Source organism: Neisseria sp. CCUG12390, assembly GCF_047837985.1.
Lineage (GTDB): Bacteria > Pseudomonadota > Gammaproteobacteria > Burkholderiales > Neisseriaceae > Neisseria.
On record NZ_CP181244.1, the window covers coordinates 2,233,976 to 2,253,506 of the forward strand.

The following is a 19,531-nucleotide window of genomic DNA, read 5'->3' on the forward strand; positions in this document are numbered from 1 at the left end:
GTTTTATTTAAAAAACTGCCCGCAGCAGGCTTTGAATTTCTTACCCGAACCGCAGATACACGGCTGCTTCATGGCCGGCAGCGGCACAGTCGGGTCAATGAAATACCATCGGCTGTTTATCTTCACAAAAGCGGATAGTTCGTGATGATGCTGCGTTTTACCGCCGGCCTCGCGGAAATGGGCGGTAAACGCTACCTGCGCGTGTTGTTTGCCGATGTTAGGCATATGCTGCAACACGTCCAAGCCCAGCCATTCGGTTTCGCGGCTCCATGCCGACATATCGGCTTGATTAAGCAGATTCTGCTGCGAAGGGACGGTCGTTTCCACAATATAATCGATTTTTTGCAAAACATATGCACTGTAACGCGAACGCATAAGTTCTTCGGCGGTCGCAGGAAATTTGTTTTGCACATGAAACGGCCGGCAGCAGTCGGCATAAGGACGCTGCGGCTGACACGGACAATTCTGCATATCGGACATCCTGTTCACCCAAATAAAAACGAACGAAATTATAGAACAAAATCAAAGCATAGAATAAACCGTCAATCCGATGGCAGAAGACAGGAAGGCCGTCTGAAAACCCGTTTTCTGCTAAAATACCGCCTTTCGATTTTGCCATTTGATATTTCAACACCATGACTGCCGCTGCCCAACGCCTCAACCGCCTGTTGCCGCAAACCCAATGCCGCGAGTGCGGCTATGAAGGCTGTCTGCCTTATGCCGAAGCCCTCGCCCGCGACGGAGCAGCAGTCAATTTGTGCGCTCCGGGAGGAGAGGCGGTGATGCTCGACATTGCCAACCTGCTCGGCAAAGCACCGCTGGCACCGGCCAAAATCCAAGCCAAAGCCTTGGCATGGATAGACGAAGCCGCCTGCATCGGCTGCACCGCCTGCATCCGGGCGTGTCCGGTCGATGCGGTTATGGGCGCGCACAAACTGATGCACACGGTCATCCGCGACGAATGCACCGGCTGCGGCCTGTGCGTTCCCCCCTGCCCCGTCGACTGCATTGATATGCAGCCGGTTGAAAGCGATTTTCTGCCCTTGGCACGCGCCGAACACGAAACCGACGCCCGCTTTGCCGCAGCGGAACACGCCAAAAGCCGTTTTGAATGGCACGAAGCACGCAAAGAGCGCGATGCCGCCGAGCGCAAAGCGAAATTGGCCGAACGCGAAGCGGCCACCAAAGCCAAGCTGCAAGCCGCCGGCGAAGCTGCCCAACCGGTGCAATCAGCTGCGAAACCGGCATTCAATCCGATGGATTTGATTGCCAAAGCCATGGCCAAAGCGCAAGCGCAGCAAGCACAACTGGCCACCGCACACAATCACGAAGACTTCAAAGCCAAACAGGTCGAAGAAGCCAAACAGCGCGCCGTGTTGCGTCGCGCCCAGCGCGACATGAAATACGGCAACGAAGAAGAAAAGGCCGCCGCGCTGGTTTACCTGCGCCAATACAAAGCCGAACAGGAAGCGAAAAAGTCCGCCAAACGCAAAGCCAAACAAATGCGCGCACAACAGCCTTAAGATACAGGCCGTCTGAACATCATGTTTTCAGACGGCCTGTACATTTTGAAACCGAAAAAATCCAAACGCTTACGGCCGCCATCCGGCCATATCTTTGAATTTACCAAGCACCCGGCTTTATAGTCGTTTAAAATAAAACAATAAAGCAGTGTTGCCGCCTCCCTGATGCACGGGACACGGCACTCGCTCCCACCTTGTCTTAATTTCTATTTAAAACGGCTGCATCTTGCCCTGCCACTACAGAATCCTGCCATGCGCCCGAATCTTGTCAACCGGCTTCCCCTGCCCGTTTACCCCATTGACCGCGACCGTGCCGATTACGCCCTGTCGAAAAACCGCTTAAGCGATTATTTCATCCGCAATCCCGTCTTGTTCCAACGTGCGCTCGAACCCGAATTTACCGCCCGCGCCGTACAGATGGCGGCACACGCCTGCGGTTTGTGGTTTGAAACCTGGATCAATCCCGACAACGGGCGCACGGTTCTGGTGGTGGCCAACAAAGACGTCATGCCGCTCAAAGCCATGTTTCAGCGCACTTTGCACAATCAAAGCGTCATTGCCGCCCTGTTGCGCCGCAGCTGAAGTTTGCCGGGCCGTCTGAAAATATCCGGTTCGTTTTTTCAGACGGCCCGGAATATTTTGTTCCCCGATGTAACAGCCATCAACACCAAAATTCGTTTCAGGACAAATATCCGCAATTGCCTGTCTTTTTCAAATTTCAAATAAATAATTGAATTTTAAATAAAATTCATAAAAATCCTATAAATCACCAATCATCAAAGTGTTTCGTTTTCGCACAATTTAATAAAATATTAATTACAGAACACTACAAATTCTGCTATAATGCCGCCCTGAAATTTCCCACCCATCCGAACACCAACCAAGAGGACAAACCATGGGCATTAAAGTCGCCATCAACGGTTACGGCCGCATCGGCCGTCAGGTATTACGCGCCATCTACGATTACAACCTGCAAGACCGGCTCGAAATCGTCGCCGTCAATGCCAGCGGCAGTTTGGAAACCAACGCCCACCTGACCAAATTCGATACCGTACACGGCCGTTTCAACGCCGATGTCGATCACGATGCCACCCACTTGATTATCAACGGTCACAAAATCCCCTACTTCTCCACCCGCAACCCGGCCGAGCTGCCTTGGAAAGACTTGGACGTGGATTTGGTGATGGAATGCACCGGCGCGTTTACCAGCAAATCCAAAGCCAACGTGCATTTGGAATCAGGCGCGAAAAAAGTGTTGATTTCCGCACCGGGCGAAGCCGACGTCGATGCCACCGTGGTTTACGGTGTGAACGATGACGTGCTCACCGCCGACATGACCGTCGTCTCCAACGCCTCCTGCACCACCAACTGCCTGGCACCGATCGCCAAAGTGCTGAACGAAAGCATCGGCATCGTCAAAGGCGCGATGACCACCATCCACGCGCTGACCAACGACCAAACCGTGACCGACGTGCGCCACAAAGACCTGCGCCGCGCCCGCAGCGGCGTGGAAAACATGATTCCGACCAAAACCGGCGCGGCCAAAGCAGTGGGCTTGGTACTGCCCGATTTGAAAGGCAAACTCGACGGCTTGGCCATCCGCGTGCCAACCGTCAATGTCTCCTTGGTCGACCTGAGCTTCCAAGCCGCGCGCGAAACCACCGTGGAAGAAATCAACGCATTGATGAAAGCCGCTTCGGAACAAGGCCGTCTGAAAGACGTATTGGGCTACAACACCCTGCCGCTGGTATCGATGGACTTCAACCACACCACCCAAGGCAGCAACTTCGACGCCACCCTGACCAAAGTCGTTGACGGCAACATGGTGAAAGTATTCGCTTGGTACGACAACGAATGGGGCTTCAGCTGCCAAATGCTGCGCACCGCTATGCGTATGTTTGATTTGGAAGTGAAAGAAATCGGCTGATTTGGTTTATTCTTTGAACTGAATTGAGTAAAATAGCGAAAGGCCGTCTGAAAAAATTTTCAGACGGCTTTTTTATCGTTATACTTAGATTGGTGAAATTGCTCTAACATATAAGGAAAATCCAATGTGGATACTAAGCAAACTCTGCAGAAAAAATAACAACAAAAAACAAGAAATCTCAAATTTATCACAACAAATCCACCATACTGCAAACCAAACAAAATACTTATCAGATGAAGTAAAAAACTTATCTTCAGCAATCAAAAATTCAACAGATAATCAAAACAAACCCAAATTCTTAGGAAATATCGGTAGCTTAATCAGCCTACTCTCTACATTTGGCCTTCTTTTAGGAGGCTTTATTACCTATTTCTATTTAAACGGTATCGATCAGTTAAGTCTTTTTACTGATGTCATGAGTAATGTATCCAGCTTAATGGCGATTTTGGTTGTTGTCACCTTACTATGGATTGTATTCTCAATCGGATTTTTTGAGCCCTGGGGATTCATATTTCAATCGGATATTCAACAATCCAACCTAAAATCAAGATATATTCAAAAAAAATTTTGTAAAATCCCCTTTAGTTTTCTTGCTTTTTCAATCTCCATAATCTGTTCATTTATATTTATAGTTTCTATTCAGTTCAAGGGGGATTTAATTCAATATAAATTTCTTTTAACACTCATAACATTTATTATTTTCTCCCCATGCATAATAATCTTTTTTCAATATCGTTGCTCTTTAAAAAAGGAAATAAACTTATTAACATTTTCTGATGGTATATATTACTTATTTAATATCCTGGCATTCAGCTTTATAGTTAACATCATACCATTATTTATTTTTATATTCTCTACCGCATGGATTAATAAGGAAAATTTGCAATATTATTTTATTTATGGGACTTTAATTGCTTTATATTTAAATTTATTCATATGTTGCCTGTTTGCTGCTGAAAATGCTGAGCGTAAACATTTTTTCCTGATCTTTCCTTCTGTAATAGCTTTCTTTACAATTCTAATATATGCAGCACTTTCCAATAACTTTTCATTCCACGTCTTACATACCATTCGTTTTGTCGAAAGCCCTGCAAACGCTTCATGGTATCTTCTGCATAATGATTTCCAACAGTTTGATGATAAACAGGAAGTACATGGTATAAACCATAGGGACTTAGCAAAAATAAGAGAACATTTCAAGCACCCATCCATACAAAAAAACCAATGTTCGGCTTTTGATCAAATCCAATCCCGAAAAAATGCCCTGTATGGCTATATGGCGTGGAATCTAGGGAATACAAAAGTATTTTGCCCTGAAAATGTACGAAACTATACGCCTAATAAAAATATAGAAGGCAATAAGTTCGGTAAAGAATACATTAGCAAGAAATGTTTAGTCATTGACGGAAAATCACTGCAAATCCTTTCTGCCTACTACATCAGAGGAGAAAAACAGTAATATCCCTACCTTAATTTCATACAAACCATAAAGGCCGTCTGAAAAGATTTTTTCAGACGGCCTTCTCTATCTTTTTATATTAAAATACCGCCTTCCCAAATATTTTTCAGACGACCTGCCCATGTTTCCCACCGAATCCCCATCTTCTCTGTTAACCGGCCTCAATCCCGAGCAGCTTGCCGCCGTAACGTGGCCGCCGCAATCGGCTTTGGTGTTGGCCGGCGCGGGCAGCGGCAAAACGCGTGTGCTGACGACGCGCATTGCGTGGCTGTTGCAAAGCGGTCAGGCCAGCGTGCACAGCATTATGGCGGTAACGTTTACCAACAAAGCCGCAAAAGAAATGCAGACGCGGCTGGGTGCGATGATTCCGATTAACGTGCGCGCGATGTGGCTGGGGACGTTCCACGGCCTGTGCCACCGTTTTCTGCGTCTGCACCACCGCGATGCGGGGCTGCCGTCTGCGTTTCAGATTCTCGACAGCGGCGACCAGCTTTCCTTAATCAAACGCCTGTTGAAACAGTTGAATATCGCCGAAGAAATCATCGCGCCGCGCAGTTTGCAGGGCTTTATCAACGCGCAAAAGGAAAACGGCCTGCGCGCGGGCGTGTTGGAAGCGCCCGACCCGCACACGAAGCGCATGATTGAGTGTTACGCCGAATACGATAAGTGGTGCAACCGCGAAGGCGTGGTGGATTTTGCCGAGCTAATGCTGCGCAGCTACGAGCTGTTGCAGGCCAACGAAATCCTGCGCAACCACTACCAAAACCGTTTCAACCATATTTTGGTGGACGAGTTCCAAGACACCAACAAGCTGCAATATGCGTGGCTGAAACTGTTGGCGGGCGAGAACGCGGCGGTGTTTGCGGTGGGCGACGACGACCAGTCGATTTACCGTTTCCGCGGCGCGCACGTCGGCAATATGGCCGCGCTGATGAACGAATTCGGCATCGACGCGCCGATTAAACTGGAGCAAAACTACCGTTCAGACGGCCACATTCTCGCCGCGGCCAACGCCGTGATTGAAAACAACGCCGAACGTTTGGGCAAAAACCTGCGCACCGATGCGGCGGCGGGCGACAAAATCCGCTATTTCTCCGCGTTTACCGATTTGGACGAAGCGCAGTTTGTGGTGGACGAAGCCAAATCGCTGCACCGCGAGGGCTGGAATTTGAGCGACATCGCCGTGCTCTACCGCAGCAACGCCCAATCGCGCGTGATTGAGCAAACCCTGTTCCGCAGCGGCGTGCCCTACAAAATCTACGGCGGCCTGCGCTTTTACGAACGGCAGGAAATCAAACACGCGCTGGCCTACCTGCGGCTGGCCGTCAATCCCGACGACGACAACGCGCTCTTGCGCGTGATTAACGTCCCCGCGCGCGGCATCGGCACGCGTACGGTGGAAAACATTCAGACGGCCTCGCAGGAACAGGGCGTTTCTCTGTGGCAGGCTGCCTGCGCCGCCGCCGTGAAAAACGCCAAAATCGCCGCCTTCGTGCGCATCATCGAAAACCTCCGGCAGCAGGTCGGCCAGCTTTCCCTTGCCGAACTCACCGTCGGCGCGGTGCACGACAGCGGCCTGATGGAATTCTACAAAACCCCAAAAGGCGAACACCAAGACCGCATCGACAACCTGCAGGAGCTGATAAACGCCGCCGTCGAGTTCCGCCCCGAAGACACCACGTTCGAAACCATTCCCGAAGATTTGCAGGCCTCCCCCGCCTTTCCCGTGCTCGCCTTTTTAAGCAACGCCGCGCTCGAGTCCGGCGAAAATCAGGCGGGCGCAGGCGAAGACGCGGTGCAGCTCATGACCGTGCACGCCGCCAAAGGCCTCGAATTCAACGCCGTGTTCCTCACCGGCATGGAAGAAGGCCGCTTCCCCAGCGAAATGAGCCTCGCCGAACGCGGCGGCCTCGAAGAAGAACGCCGCCTGATGTACGTCGCCATCACCCGCGCCCGCAAACGGCTCTACATCTCCATGGCGCAACAGCGTATGCTGCACGGCCAAACCCAGTTCGGCATCGTCTCCCGCTTCGTCGAAGAAATCCCCGCCGAAATCGTCCATGTATTGTCGGCACAGCAGCAACGCTTCCACACCTTCGCCGCCGAACCGCGCCCGAAAACCAAAGAATCCGTCTTGGAAAACTACAAAAAAACACAAGACTACGGCGGCTTCAAAATCGGCCAAAACGTCCGCCACGCCAAATTCGGCACCGGCGTGATCATAGACGCGGTGGACAAAGGCGGGTCGGCAAGGCTGACGATTAATTTCGGAAAAGAAGGGGTGAAGGAATTGGATACTAAGTTTGCGAAGTTGGAGGCCGTCTGAAAACTTTCAGACCGCATGGATACGGAGGAAAACATGAAAAGCCGCGCATATTATCAAAATACCATTGAAAATTTCTTAATCGAACCTGATGGACATATTCTCGGTGTTTTATTGTCTCAACACGCACATCAACACTTAGAAATTCAACAAAAAAATGCCTGGCAACGCCAAATTGAGATTTTAAAACACCAATTACAAGGATTGAGTGGCTATCTGTATTTTGAATTCAGCATTCCACGTATGGGACGTCGGGTAGATAATATTTTGATTATTGGTAATCAAATTTGCCTACTGGAATTTAAAATAGGCGGAGAACATTACGATAAATATGCGATAGATCAGGTTGTTGACTACGCATTAGATTTGCGAAATTTCCATGAAGGAAGCCATCATGCTTGTTTAATTCCTATTCTAGTGGTGGAATATGCTGATACAGTGACTAATTCACTAGAAGCTGCAAAAAATTTTCAGACCGCCATAAAATTGAATACATCGAATTTGGGTATTTTTCTTAATACTATTCAAAATAATGAGGCCTTTAATATTTCCTTATGGGAACATTCAAGATATAAGCCGACACCTACTATTGTCGAAGCCGCTCAAGCTTTATATCAAAATCATGATGTTCAAGAAATTACACGCTCTGATGCAAGTGCAGAAAATCTTTCTTTAACTGCCAATACTATCAATCAAATCATTGAAGATACTAAAAAACATCGACAAAAATCCATCTGCTTTATTACTGGTGTGCCTGGAGCAGGAAAAACGCTTGCTGGGCTAAATATTGCCAATCAACGCTTACATAACTCGGATGATGAATATGCGGTTTTCCTATCAGGTAATGGCCCATTAGTTGCTGTATTACAAGAAGCATTAGCACGGGAGCATCGCCATATAAACAAAGCAGAAGCACTCAAAAATGCCAAGGCATTTATTCAAAATATCCATCATTTTCGAGATGAGTATTTAAAAAACCATCAAGCACCTATTGAAAAAGTGGTGATTTTTGATGAGGCGCAACGTGCATGGAACAAAACCCAAGCCAGCAAATTTATGCAAAAACGTGGACACTATGACTTTAATCAGTCCGAGCCAGAATTCTTGGTCCATATAATGAATAGGCATGAAGATTGGTGCAGTATTATTTGTTTAATTGGCGGAGGTCAAGAAATTAATACAGGAGAAGCCGGCTTACAAGAATGGCTATATGCTTTACAACATTCTTATCAAGATTGGCATATTTATTATTCAAACCTAATTACAAAAGATAAAATTTATCTTAATGATAAAGCATTAAATATTTGGTTACAACAACATGGTACAGCAGTTGAAGGCTTGCACTTGGCAACTTCAATTCGTTCATTTCGTTCTGAAAAAGTTTCAGATTTTATTCACTCAATGTTAAACCAATTACCTACTGCTCAAAAACTTTATCAAGAAATTTCTATCAGCTACCCGATTGTTTTAACACGTGATTTATATTCTGCTAAAATCTGGCTGCAACAAAAAGCAAAAGGCAGTGAACGTTTTGGTCTTATCGCATCTTCTGGTGCACGCCGTCTGAAAGCTTTGGGCGTAAATGTAAAAAATGAGATAGATGTCGCACAATGGTTTCTCAATCATAAAGATGATGTACGGTCATCATATTTTTTAGAGGATATTGCGACGGAATTTGATGTACAAGGCCTTGAATTGGATTGGGCTTGTGTCGCATGGGATGGCAACTTTTATATACATAAAGATCAGTTTGTATACCAAAAATTTAAAGGTACAAAGTGGCAAAATGTCCGCCAACAAGATAAGCAAAACTACATTCTCAATGCCTATCGCGTACTACTGACCCGTGCACGCCAAGGTTTGATTATTTGGATCCCTCACGGCAACAATGCTGACCAAACCAGAAAACCAGAATTTTATGATGGTACTTATCAATATTTAAAATCGATTGGCATTGTAGAAATATAGAAATAAATATTCATTCGAGGCCGTCTGAAACCTTTCAGCCTCTCAAAAACCTACTGCGTGCGTTTTCAGACGGCCTGTTTTGTCATACCCTACCCTTTTACAACCCATTTAACCCAAAGGAAACATCATGTCCCACATCTCCACCGTCCGCTACACCGGCAATCTGCACAACGATTTAACCCACCTGCAAAGCGGCGACACAATTTCCACCGACGCGCCGACGGACAACAACGGCAAGGGCGAGGCGTTTTCGCCAACGGATTTGCTGGCGACTTCGCTCTCAGCCTGCGCGCTGACGATTATGGGCATGAAAGCCGCCGATTTGGGCGTGGACTTGGCCGGTGCGCGCGCGGAAGTGGGCAAGGAAATGGCGGCCAATCCGCGCCGTGTGGCCAAAATCACGGTGGATTTTTATTTGAGTGCCAATTTGGACGAACGCAGCCGCGCGGTCTTGGAAGCGGCGGCGCATACTTGTCCGGTGGCGAAAAGTTTGAGTGCGGATTTGGTTCAGCAGTTTACGTTTCATTATGTGTGATTAACCGCACTTATCTTTCATAACAAGGCCGTCTGAAAACGCACGCAGCAAGTTTCTGCTGAAAATTTTCAGACGGCCTGATACTTTGCAAAACCCCACCTGAACCAAGAAATCTATGCCCGTCATTAGCTGCACGGAAAAACGCAGCGGCCTTGTGCAACCAATGACGGTCGGCGGGCATAGGTTTTCAGGTTTGAATCGGGTGTCGCAGAGGCCTCGGTTTCTCGGTTCCTGAAAAATTAACGGGTTTCGCAAAGGTTTTGGCCTTATTTTTTACAAACAGCGATTTCCGGCAAAATCCCGCAAACCGTCCGTTCTGCCTGTCGCATCCGTGGCCACACTTTCGGTAAACCTGATACATCGGGCGGTAAATACAGGTTAAGCGTGCTTGCGGCGGAATGTGCCGGATGGGTAAGATGACTGCATACCAAGTTACGGTATAACATCCCATCTAATATTTCATTTTCTGTTGCCCGAAAGGAACCATCATGAAACTGACGAAACTGATTCTGCCCGCCTGTATGGCCGCCATGCTCTCGGCCTGTGTTGTGGACGGCTATGCCGACGACCGCCGTCCGTATGACCGGCATGAACGCGACAGCCGCATCGACCGCGAACGCGACCGTGACGACTATCGAGACCGTGACCGCCGCGAACGCGATGCCCGCGAACGCCGTCATTCGCACGATTTGGATCGCCGCGATTCGCGTTCGCGCGTGCGTGCGTTCACTTGCCGCAATGCGTTCGACCTGCGTGTGGAACACCGCGGCGGCGACCGTGTGGCCGTCAGATACGGTTTGCGCGACAGCATGAGCCGTGCCGTGCTGTACAGCGCGCGTTCCGGTTCGGGCGAACTTTATGTGTCGGACGACCGCAAGGTGGAATGGCATGAAAAAGGCGGCGAAGGTACGCTGACGTTTACCGACCGCTACGGTAATGTAACGGATACGGTTTGCCGCGAAGCACGCTGATTTACGGGAAAGTCACGGCAAAGGCCGTCTGAAATTGTTTTTCAGACGGCCTTCTGTCTTTATTTTATAATGCGTTTTTAATTATCCGATGCCGTCTGAAACGGGAAACGCAATATGTGGGACACTGTCAAACTCTGGCTGAAAAATATTCCGGTCAGCTATGAAATCATTGAATCGGTGCTGATGGTGATCGGCATTTTGGCGGTGCGCAGCCTGCTGCTGAGTGCGTATTTCCGCAGCCACGCCGATTTGTCGATCGAAGCCAAGCGGCGGGCGGTGGTGGTGAGCCGCAATGTGACGCTGATTGCGGTGCTGCTCGGTTTGGCGATGATTTGGGCGACGCAGATTCAGACGGTCGCGCTGTCGATGTTCGCGGTAGCCGCGGCGATTGTGGTGGCCACCAAAGAGCTGATTATGTGTTTGTCGGGCAGCGTGCTGCGTTCGGTAACGAAGCAGTATTCGGTCGGCGATTACATTGAAATCAACGGTTTGCGCGGGCGCGTGGTAGACATTAACCTGTTGAACACGCTGATGATGGAAATCGGGCCGAATGCTTTGGTCGGCCAGCTTTCGGGCGACACGATTTCCTTCCCCAACAGCCTGCTGCTCAGCCACAATGTGCGCCGCGACAATGTATTGGGGCCTTATGTGATTCATACGGTGCAGATTCCGGTGCCGATTCATTTGGATTCCGATGCGGTGGTGCCGCGTTTGAAAGCGGTGTTGGAGCCGTTGTGCGAACCTTATGTCCGGGACATTTCCAAATATCTGGAAGCGGTGCAGGTGGAGAAGCTGTTCATCACGCCCGCCGCCGAGCCGCGCGTGACGCGTGTGCCGCACGACGACAAGGTTTACAACGTTATCGTGCGTTTCGCCGCGCCGGTGGCCAAGCGTCTGGAAATCCAGCAGGCGGTCTTGGACGAGTTTCTGCGGGTGCAATACCGGCTGCTGCACCCCGAAAACAACGGCTGAGATTATCGAAACCACCCTATCGGGTGGTTTGATTTTTTTCAGACGGCCTGACAGGTTTCGGTGTTAAACTTGAGTTCGACCGAACCGGCACCATAGTGGACTAAAATAAGAAATCTGCTTCATTGGCTGCGGCTAGCCCAAAGAGGGAGCTTGACCAGGCTGCTGAAGCAGCAAGTCCGCCGCCCCGTACGATATGTACTGTCTGCGCCTTGCACCTTATATCTTTCTTATTTTAGTTCACTATAATATGGCCTGTATCCGACCGTTTTTTTTCAGACGGCCTCAAAGTCTGCCAGGCCGTCTGAAAACCATTTCCCGATAAGGAACCCGAAAAAATGACCGACAACGTTTTATTGTCCCTCGGCGAAGAGCCGAAATTCAACCAAATCCGCACCGAGCAAATCAAGCCTGCCGTGCAGACCGCCATCGCCGAAGCGCGCGAACAAATCGCGGCGGTAAAAGCCCAGCCCGACACCACTTGGAACAACACCGTCGAACGCCTCACCGACATTACCGAGCGCGTCGGCCGCATTTGGGGCGTGGTGGCGCATTTGAATTCGGTGGTCGATACGCCCGAACTGCGCGCCGTTTACAACGAGCTGATGCCCGAAGTGACCGTATTTTTCACCGAAATCGGCCAAGACATCGAACTGTATGAGCGTTTCAAAGCGATTAAGGCTTCCGACGCGTTCGGCCGCCTGACCGAAGCGCAGCAGACCAAGCTGGCGCACGATTTGCGCGATTTCGTGTTGAGCGGCGCGGAGCTGCCTCCCGAACAGCAGGCGGAACTGGCCGCGCTGCAAACCGAAGGCGCGCAATTGTCGGCGCAGTTTTCACAAAATGTGCTGGACGCGACCGACGCGTTCGCCCTGTATTTCGACGATGCCGCGCCGCTGGCCGGGATTCCCGAAGACGCGCAGGCCATGTTTGCCGCCGCAGCGGAAGCGGAAGGCAAAACGGGCTACAAAGTCGGCCTGCAAATGCCGCACTATCTGGCCGTGATGCAGTATGCCGACAACCGTGAACTGCGCGAACAAATCTACCGCGCCTACGTGACCCGCGCCAGCGAATTGAGCAACGAGGGCAAATTCGACAACACCGCCAACATCGACCGCACGCTGGAAATCGCGCTGCAAACCGCCAAGCTGCTCGGTTTTGCCAATTACGCCGAATTGTCGCTGGCCACCAAAATGGCCGACACACCGGCGCAGGTTACCGACTTCCTGCACGATTTGGCCAAGCGTGCCAAACCGTTTGCCGAAAAAGACTTGGCCGAAGTGCGCGCCTTTGCCGCCGAAGAATTGGGTTTGGCCGACCCTCAGCCTTGGGACTTGACCTACGCGGGCGAGAAATTGCGCCAAGCCAAATATGCGTTCAGCGAAACCGAAGTGAAAAAATACTTCCCCGTGAGCAAAGTGCTGCACGGCCTGTTTGCCCAAATCAACCGCTTGTACGGCGTGAATTTCATCGAAAAACGTGTGCCGGTTTGGCATCCTGACGTGCGCTATTTCGAACTGGAAAACGGCGGCGCGATTATCGGCGGCGTGTACATGGATTTGTATGCGCGCGAAGGCAAACGCGGCGGCGCGTGGATGAACGACTACAAAGGCCGCCGCCGTTTTTCAGACGGCCTCAAAGCCGGTCAGATCCAAACCCCGACCGCTTATTTGGTGTGCAACTTTACCCCGCCCGTCGGCGGAAAAGAACCGCGCCTCTCCCACGATGAAATCCTCACCCTCTTCCACGAAACTGGCCACGGCCTGCACCACCTGTTGAGCCAAGTGGAAGAACTCGGCGTGAGCGGCATCAACGGCGTGGAATGGGACGCGGTCGAACTGCCGAGCCAGTTTATGGAAAATTTCGTGTGGGAATACGATGTATTGGCCGAAATGTCCGCCCACGAAGAAAACGGCAAACCATTGCCGCGCGAACTTTTCGACAAAATGGTCGCCGCCAAAAACTTCCAACGCGGCCTGTTTATGGTGCGCCAAATGGAATTCGCCCTGTTCGACATGCTGATTTACAGCGAAACCGACGCAGGCCGTCTGAAAAACTGGGCGCAGGTGCTGGATAAAGTGCGCGAAGAAGTCGCTGTGATTCAGCCGCCGCAATACAACCGCTTCGCCCTGAGCTTCGGCCACATCTTCGCCGGCGGCTATTCCGCAGGCTATTACAGCTACGCATGGGCGGAAGTGTTGAGTGCCGACGCCTACGCCGCCTTTGAAGAAACCGACGATTTGCGCGCCACCGGCAAACGCTTCTGGCGCGAAATCCTCGCCGTCGGCGGCTCGCGCCCTGCGGCGGAATCGTTCAAAGCCTTCCGCGGCCGCGAACCGCAGATTGACGCGCTGCTGCGCCACAGCGGATTTGATGTCGATGCGGCTTGAATTGAATGAAGGTTGATTGAGTTGCGATAAAGGCCGTCTGAAAATATTCAGACGGCCTTTTACACCGAACATTACCACCAATAAGTCGGATACCGACGGCCGCCCAAATTGTTGTAAACCAAAGCGACCGCCACCAAAATTACCGAACCTGCCAGCGTCGGTGTAAACAGAAAATCCCAGCACGAACCCGCCATCATCACAATCAGCGGATTTGAGCCTGCCGGCGGATGCGGAATACGCAACAATAACATTAATGCAACAGCGGTTCCCACGGCCAATGCCATTGCCCACCAAGTTGCACCGAACGCAGCCAAAAACACCAATCCGGTCAGCGTTGCGGCAAAATGTCCGCCGATTACATTTCTCGGCTGTGCAAACGGACTTTGCGGATAGGCAAACACCAACAGGCAGCTCGCACCGAACGACCCCAAGATCAGCGTTTCATGCAGGGCAAAATGAGCGGAAGCAAATGCTGCCGTTGCCAATGCCGCACCCAGCCATGCCAAGGCAATTCCGCGATAAGGCAGGCGTTCGGGACAAGATTCATAAGGTTGAAACCATTTTTTCCGTGTACTCATGTCGTTTATCCTTTACAATATTACAATATACCGAACGGTATACATAAATAGTATACCAATCGGTGTACTCAAAACAAGGAGATTTTATGGACACGCGCCGAAAAATCATCAAAATTGCTTACGAAACCTTTTACAAACAAGGATTTCACGCTTGCGGCGTTGAGTTGCTTGCACAAAAAGCCGGTATAACCAAACGCACGCTTTATTCGCATTTCGGCAGCAAAGACGGTTTGATTGCCGCCGTATTGGACTACCGCCATCAGGATTTCATTGAGCGTATGCAAAACGCGCTGAACCAACGCCCTGCAGATGAAACAGCCGAAGCCTATCTGGAATTTATTGCCGGTTGGACGCAGGAAAATGATTTTTGCGGCTGCCTGTTTATGCACGCGTGCGCCGAATATACCGACCCGAACAGCGCCCCCTATGCCGCGGCTGCCGAACATAAAAGCCAAATCCGGCAAATCTTAAAAAACCGTCTGGATTCGGCTCAAATCGCAAACGCCGATATTTCGGCCAATCGGACATTTTTAATCGGCGAAGGCATGATTGCCGCCGCGCAGGCCGGACAACATGACGTAGTGAAAGAATTTCAAATCATCTGATTGTTTAAACCGAAAGGCCGTCTGAAACTTTCAGACGGCCTTTCGGTTTCCATTGTGCAGACTTTACGGCATAATAAGCCCTTTACAAATATTAATATTTTCAGACGGCCTTGCAACAGGGCAAGCCGCTGTGCGGTATCCGAACCGTTTCAACCATCGTAGGGTGGGCACTTGCTGCCCACATTGTTTTCAACAATGCTTGGTCCAAACACACCGCCCCCTATTCCGCGTGGGCAATAAGTGCCGCCCCCTGCTCGGCATCGAACCGATTGAACCGTGAAACAGGCCGTCTGAAACGTTTTCCTGAAAGTTGATTATGTCTGCAAAACAACCGTCGCTCTTCGGCGGCGCGATGATTATCGCCGGTACGATTATCGGTGCCGGTATGTTTGCCAACCCCACCGCGACCTCGGGCATCTGGTTTACCGGTTCGCTGGTGGTGCTGGCGTACACATGGTTTTCCATGCTCTCCAGCGGCCTGATGATTTTGGAAGTGAACACGCATTATCCGCACGGCGCGAGTTTCGACACGATGGTGAAAGATTTGCTCGGCAGGGGTTGGAACGTGGTAAACGGTTTGGCGGTGGCGTTTGTGCTGTATCTCTTGACCTATGCCTATATTTTCGTCGGCGGCGATTTGACCGCGCAGGGTTTGGGCAGCCTGACCGGAAGCGAAGTGGCTTTACCGGTGGGGCAGCTGGTGTTTTTCGACGTGTTGGCGTTTTGCGTGTGGGCGTCCACCCGCCTGGTCGACCGCCTGACGACGGCGTTAATCGGCGGCATGGTGATTGCGTTCGTCTGGGCAACGGGCGGCCTGATTTCCACGGTCAAACTGCCGGTCTTGTTCGACACGCAGGCCGCGGCCGGTACGGATTATTGGATTTACATCGCCGCCGCGCTGCCGGTGTGTCTGGCTTCGTTCGGCTTTCACGGCAATGTCTCCAGCCTGTTGAAATACTTCGGCGGCGACGCGCCCAAAGTCGCCAAGGCCTTGAAAATCGGCACGCTGATTGCGCTGGCGATTTATGTCTTGTGGCAACTCGCCATTCAGGGCAACCTGCCGCGCCACGAGTTTGCGCCCGTGATTGCGGCGGAAGGCCAAGTGTCGGTTTTGATTGAGACGCTGTCGAAATTCGTGCCGACGGGCAGTATGGGCAAGGTGTTGTCGTTCTTCGCGTATATGGCGATTGCCAGCTCGTTTTTGGGCGTAACGCTGGGCTTGTTCGACTACATCGCCGATATGTTCAAGTGGAAGGAATCCGCCGCCGACCGCAGCAAAACCGCCGCCGTTACCTTCCTGCCGCCGCTGGTGTGCTGCCTGCTGTTTCCCACCGGCTTCGTGACCGCCATCGGTTATGTCGGCTTGGCGGCAACGGTGTGGACGGCTCTGATTCCGGCCATGCTGCTCTACAAATCGCGCCGGAAATTCGGCGCAGGCAAAGGCTACTGTATCAGTGGCGGCCTGTGGCTGATGGTGTGGGTGTTTGTGTTCGGTGTGGTAAACATCGCCGCACAGGTTTTGAGCCAGATGGGTGCGGTTCCCGTATTCAAAGGCTGATAACGGCAGGCCGTCTGAAAAGCGGCCTTTTCTTTTTGGATAGTGAACCCAATCAGAAATCCACCCCACTCTTCCCGAACTGCACAACCATGACCCACTTCTTCCACACCGTCATCATCGGCGCAGGCGCGGCCGGTATGCTGGCTGCCGCCCGAATCGGTCAGACCGGACACCGTGTCGCCCTCCTCGACCATGCCGCCAAAATCGGCGAAAAAATCCGCATTTCCGGCGGCGGCCGCTGCAATTTCACCAACCGCCACCTCAACGGCCACGACGGTTCGGCCTATTATGTGTCGCAGCAGCCGCGCTTCGTGCGCTATGCGCTGTCGCAGTTTTGCGCCGACGATTTCGTCGCTTTGGTGGAAAAACACGGCATCGCTTATCACGAAAAACACAAAGGCCAGCTTTTCTGCAACGGCAGCGCACAGGAAATCATCGCCATGCTGCAAAACGAGTGCGCCGAAGGCAAGGTAACGTGGCACACGGCCTGTACGGTGGAAAACGTGGAGACATTTCAGACGGCCTCTGCCGACAATGACCCACGGCAACCCCGTTTCCGCATTCAGACCGCGCAAGGCATATTTCACGCGCGAAACCTGATTGTCGCCACCGGCGGCCTGGCCGTGCCCGCCATCGGCGCGTCGCCGTTCGGTTACGAACTGGCCAAGCAGTTCGGCCACAGCATCGTACCGCCCGAAGCCGCGCTGGTGCCGCTGCGTTTCGAGCATTGGGCGGAACACGGCTACGACCGGCTTGCCGGCATCGCCCTACCCGTGCGCATCAGTACGGGCAGCGGCAAGGCGCGCATGGCGTTCGACGAAGATTTACTGTTCCGCCACAAAGGTTTGAGCGGCCCCGCCGTTTTGCAGATTTCCAGCTACTGGCACGGCGGCCAAACCGTCGACATCGACCTGATGCCCGACACCGACCTTGCCGCCGCATTGTGCGAAGGAAAGGCCGGCCAAAAAATCCAGCTCAACACCGCCTTGAAATCGCTCTGCCCCACCCTGCCCGACCGCCTGCTCGATACTTGGCTTGCCCTCCCCGAATTTGCCCCGTATGCCGCACACAAATGGGCGGACGTGCCGAATGCCGTCTTAACCCGACTCGGCCACAGCCTGAATCGCTGGACGCTGCTGCCCAGCGGTTCGGACGGCCACAAAAAAGCCGAAGCCACGCGCGGCGGCGTAAACGTGAAAGAAATCGACCCGAAAACCATGCAGAGCAAATTGCAGTCGGGTTTGTATTTCATCGGCGAAGTGATAGACATCACCGGCTGGCTCGGCGGCTACAATTTCCAATGGGCATGGTCATCCGCCGCGTGCGCCGCAGCAGCGGTGTGCCGCGAAGCAGTTTGAGCGCGCAAACCGCGTTTCAGACGGCCTCGCGCCTTGCCTGTCTGCCGCATTCCGTTTGCAGGCATTTGTGCGATGCGCGGCGGATTGCTGGTAAAATAGGCCGTCTGAACATTTTTCAGACGGCCTCGATACAGGAAAGCCAAGCATGTACGACCATATCCAATTCCACACCGAAGAAGACTACCCCGCCGACTTGCCGCCGGACAACGCCGCCACCCACATGGGCATGTATTTCCAATGGGCGGCCGCGCAAGGGCTGGTAAACCCCGTATGGCAGACCGCGCCCGAAACCGCCGATGATTTCGCCGCCATGCTCGAAGGCAGGTTCAGCGGTGCGCAATTCGTCTTGAAACACCTCGGCGGCGCGCTCACGCCCGACGATTTTACCCAAGAAGGGCAACACTTCGCCGAGTTCTACTACGATGACGAAGAAGACGGCTACGGCGCGTTTATGGAAGATTACGTGACCGCGCTGAACACGCCGCAGCTGGCTAGTTTCTACCACGTTGCCGATACGCCCGAAAACTACGCCCTGCTCGCACCCGTTTTTCAGACGGCCTTCGTGCGCTGGCAACATTCTTTAAAATAATCCGACAAAACAACCTGACAGGCCGTGTTGAACGGGCCGTCTGAAAGTAAAACTATGCCCGCCAACAAACTCATCATTCTCGACCGCGACGGCGTGATTAACCAAGACCGCGACGATTTCGTCAAATCCGCCGACGAATGGATTCCGATTGACGGCAGTATGGACGCAATTGCGTTTCTGACCGAAGCCGGTTACACCGTCGCCGTCGCCACCAACCAATCCGGCATCGGCCGCAAATATTTCACCCTACAGGACCTGACCGAAATGCACGCCAAAATGCACCGCCTGGCGGTACAGGCCGGCGGCGTGATTGACGGCATCTGGTTCTGCCCGCATCTGGCCGACGACAACTGCAACTGCCGCAAGCCCAAGCCCGGCATGGTTCAGGACATTCTCGACCGCTTTCAAGCCCAAGCCTCGGAAACCTGGCTGGTGGGCGACAGCCTGCGCGACTTGCAGGCCATCGATGCCGTCGGCGGCAAAGCGGCTCTGGTGCTGACCGGCAAAGGCAAAAAAACCTTGCAGGAAAAAGAAGACGAACTGCCGGAAAACACGCAGATTTTCGACAATCTGCTGGCATTTGCGCAATACGTTACCCAAGAAACCCAAGAAAAAGACGAAGCCTGAAAAGCGGTATCCGAAACGAATTGGATTTTTCAGACGGCCTGATTCCATTGAAACGCCATCCGGCGTTTTATTTTCAAGCCGTCTGAAAACGTTAAGGGCAGGTTGGCTCAAGACCATTATTACCAATCCGCTCAAGGCCGTCTGAACGCCA

General features: G+C 51.9%; 18 protein-coding genes. 15 read left to right on the plus strand and 3 right to left on the minus strand.

Annotated elements, in window-relative coordinates; genetic code table 11:
- Nucleotides 1-3: 3 nt before the first annotated feature.
- The gene (locus ACM67E_RS10295; protein ID WP_416191347.1) at nucleotides 4-480 is read right to left on the minus strand and encodes a YchJ family protein; all 477 of its coding nucleotides are present in this window, start codon (nucleotides 478-480) and stop codon (nucleotides 4-6) included.
- Nucleotides 481-635: 155 nt separating this feature from the next.
- Between ACM67E_RS10295 and ACM67E_RS10300 the strand changes: the two genes are divergently transcribed.
- From ACM67E_RS10300 to ACM67E_RS10345, 10 genes are all read left to right on the plus strand, one after another.
- Nucleotides 636-1,523 (plus strand): RnfABCDGE type electron transport complex subunit B, encoded by an 888-nt coding sequence (locus ACM67E_RS10300; protein WP_416191348.1) that lies wholly within the window; start codon nucleotides 636-638, stop codon nucleotides 1,521-1,523.
- A 252-nt stretch (nucleotides 1,524-1,775) separates the two neighbouring features.
- Nucleotides 1,776-2,105, plus strand: a complete 330-nt coding sequence (locus ACM67E_RS10305; RefSeq protein WP_416191349.1) for a hypothetical protein — start codon at nucleotides 1,776-1,778, stop codon at nucleotides 2,103-2,105.
- Between the two features lie 313 nt (nucleotides 2,106-2,418).
- Entirely contained in the window at nucleotides 2,419-3,450 is a 1,032-nt protein-coding gene (gap, locus tag ACM67E_RS10310; protein ID WP_416191350.1) for a type I glyceraldehyde-3-phosphate dehydrogenase, read from the plus strand.
- Nucleotides 3,451-3,574: 124 nt separating this feature from the next.
- Complete coding sequence (locus ACM67E_RS10315) at nucleotides 3,575-4,909, plus strand: hypothetical protein (RefSeq protein ID WP_416191351.1); 1,335 nt, start codon at nucleotides 3,575-3,577, stop codon at nucleotides 4,907-4,909.
- A 121-nt stretch (nucleotides 4,910-5,030) separates the two neighbouring features.
- A complete protein-coding gene (locus tag ACM67E_RS10320) occupies nucleotides 5,031-7,235 on the plus strand; it encodes a UvrD-helicase domain-containing protein (protein WP_416191352.1) in 2,205 nt (734 codons plus the stop codon).
- 33 nt (nucleotides 7,236-7,268) lie between these two features.
- On the plus strand, nucleotides 7,269-9,200 hold the full coding sequence (locus tag ACM67E_RS10325) for a DUF2075 domain-containing protein (RefSeq protein WP_416191353.1): 1,932 nt from the start codon (nucleotides 7,269-7,271) through the stop codon (nucleotides 9,198-9,200).
- A 127-nt stretch (nucleotides 9,201-9,327) separates the two neighbouring features.
- Nucleotides 9,328-9,735, plus strand: coding sequence for an OsmC family protein (locus ACM67E_RS10330; RefSeq protein WP_416191354.1), 408 nt, complete (start codon nucleotides 9,328-9,330; stop codon nucleotides 9,733-9,735).
- A gap of 488 nt (nucleotides 9,736-10,223) precedes the next feature.
- The gene (locus ACM67E_RS10335; protein ID WP_416191355.1) at nucleotides 10,224-10,706 is read left to right on the plus strand and encodes an MliC family protein; all 483 of its coding nucleotides are present in this window, start codon (nucleotides 10,224-10,226) and stop codon (nucleotides 10,704-10,706) included.
- A 114-nt stretch (nucleotides 10,707-10,820) separates the two neighbouring features.
- A complete protein-coding gene (locus ACM67E_RS10340) occupies nucleotides 10,821-11,678 on the plus strand; it encodes a mechanosensitive ion channel domain-containing protein (protein ID WP_416191356.1) in 858 nt (285 codons plus the stop codon).
- 335 nt (nucleotides 11,679-12,013) lie between these two features.
- Nucleotides 12,014-14,065, plus strand: coding sequence for a M3 family metallopeptidase (locus ACM67E_RS10345; RefSeq protein WP_416191357.1), 2,052 nt, complete (start codon nucleotides 12,014-12,016; stop codon nucleotides 14,063-14,065).
- 71 nt (nucleotides 14,066-14,136) lie between these two features.
- Here ACM67E_RS10345 and ACM67E_RS10350 read toward each other — a convergent pair whose 3' ends face one another.
- Nucleotides 14,137-14,643, minus strand: coding sequence for an HPP family protein (locus ACM67E_RS10350; protein WP_416191358.1), 507 nt, complete (start codon nucleotides 14,641-14,643; stop codon nucleotides 14,137-14,139).
- Between the two features lie 86 nt (nucleotides 14,644-14,729).
- On the opposite strand from ACM67E_RS10350, the gene ACM67E_RS10355 reads away from it, so the two are divergent.
- From ACM67E_RS10355 to ACM67E_RS10365, 3 genes are all read left to right on the plus strand, one after another.
- A complete protein-coding gene (locus tag ACM67E_RS10355) occupies nucleotides 14,730-15,248 on the plus strand; it encodes a TetR/AcrR family transcriptional regulator (protein WP_416191359.1) in 519 nt (172 codons plus the stop codon).
- 316 nt (nucleotides 15,249-15,564) lie between these two features.
- On the plus strand, nucleotides 15,565-16,806 hold the full coding sequence (locus ACM67E_RS10360; protein ID WP_416191360.1) for an aromatic amino acid transporter: 1,242 nt from the start codon (nucleotides 15,565-15,567) through the stop codon (nucleotides 16,804-16,806).
- A gap of 89 nt (nucleotides 16,807-16,895) precedes the next feature.
- Nucleotides 16,896-18,164, plus strand: coding sequence for an NAD(P)/FAD-dependent oxidoreductase (locus ACM67E_RS10365; protein WP_416191361.1), 1,269 nt, complete (start codon nucleotides 16,896-16,898; stop codon nucleotides 18,162-18,164).
- On the opposite strand, the gene ACM67E_RS10370 is transcribed toward ACM67E_RS10365, so the two are convergent.
- Entirely contained in the window at nucleotides 18,095-18,307 is a 213-nt protein-coding gene (locus ACM67E_RS10370; protein ID WP_416191362.1) for a hypothetical protein, read from the minus strand. The two genes, ACM67E_RS10365 and ACM67E_RS10370, sit on opposite strands and share 70 nt — an antisense overlap.
- A gap of 2 nt (nucleotides 18,308-18,309) precedes the next feature.
- Between ACM67E_RS10370 and ACM67E_RS10375 the strand changes: the two genes are divergently transcribed.
- Together ACM67E_RS10375 and gmhB are read left to right on the plus strand one after the other, a co-directional pair.
- Nucleotides 18,310-18,753, plus strand: a complete 444-nt coding sequence (locus tag ACM67E_RS10375) for a cell surface protein (RefSeq protein ID WP_416191363.1) — start codon at nucleotides 18,310-18,312, stop codon at nucleotides 18,751-18,753.
- Between the two features lie 54 nt (nucleotides 18,754-18,807).
- Entirely contained in the window at nucleotides 18,808-19,380 is a 573-nt protein-coding gene (gene gmhB / locus ACM67E_RS10380) for a D-glycero-beta-D-manno-heptose 1,7-bisphosphate 7-phosphatase (RefSeq protein ID WP_416191364.1), read from the plus strand.
- The last annotated feature ends 151 nt before the right edge of the window (nucleotides 19,381-19,531 follow it).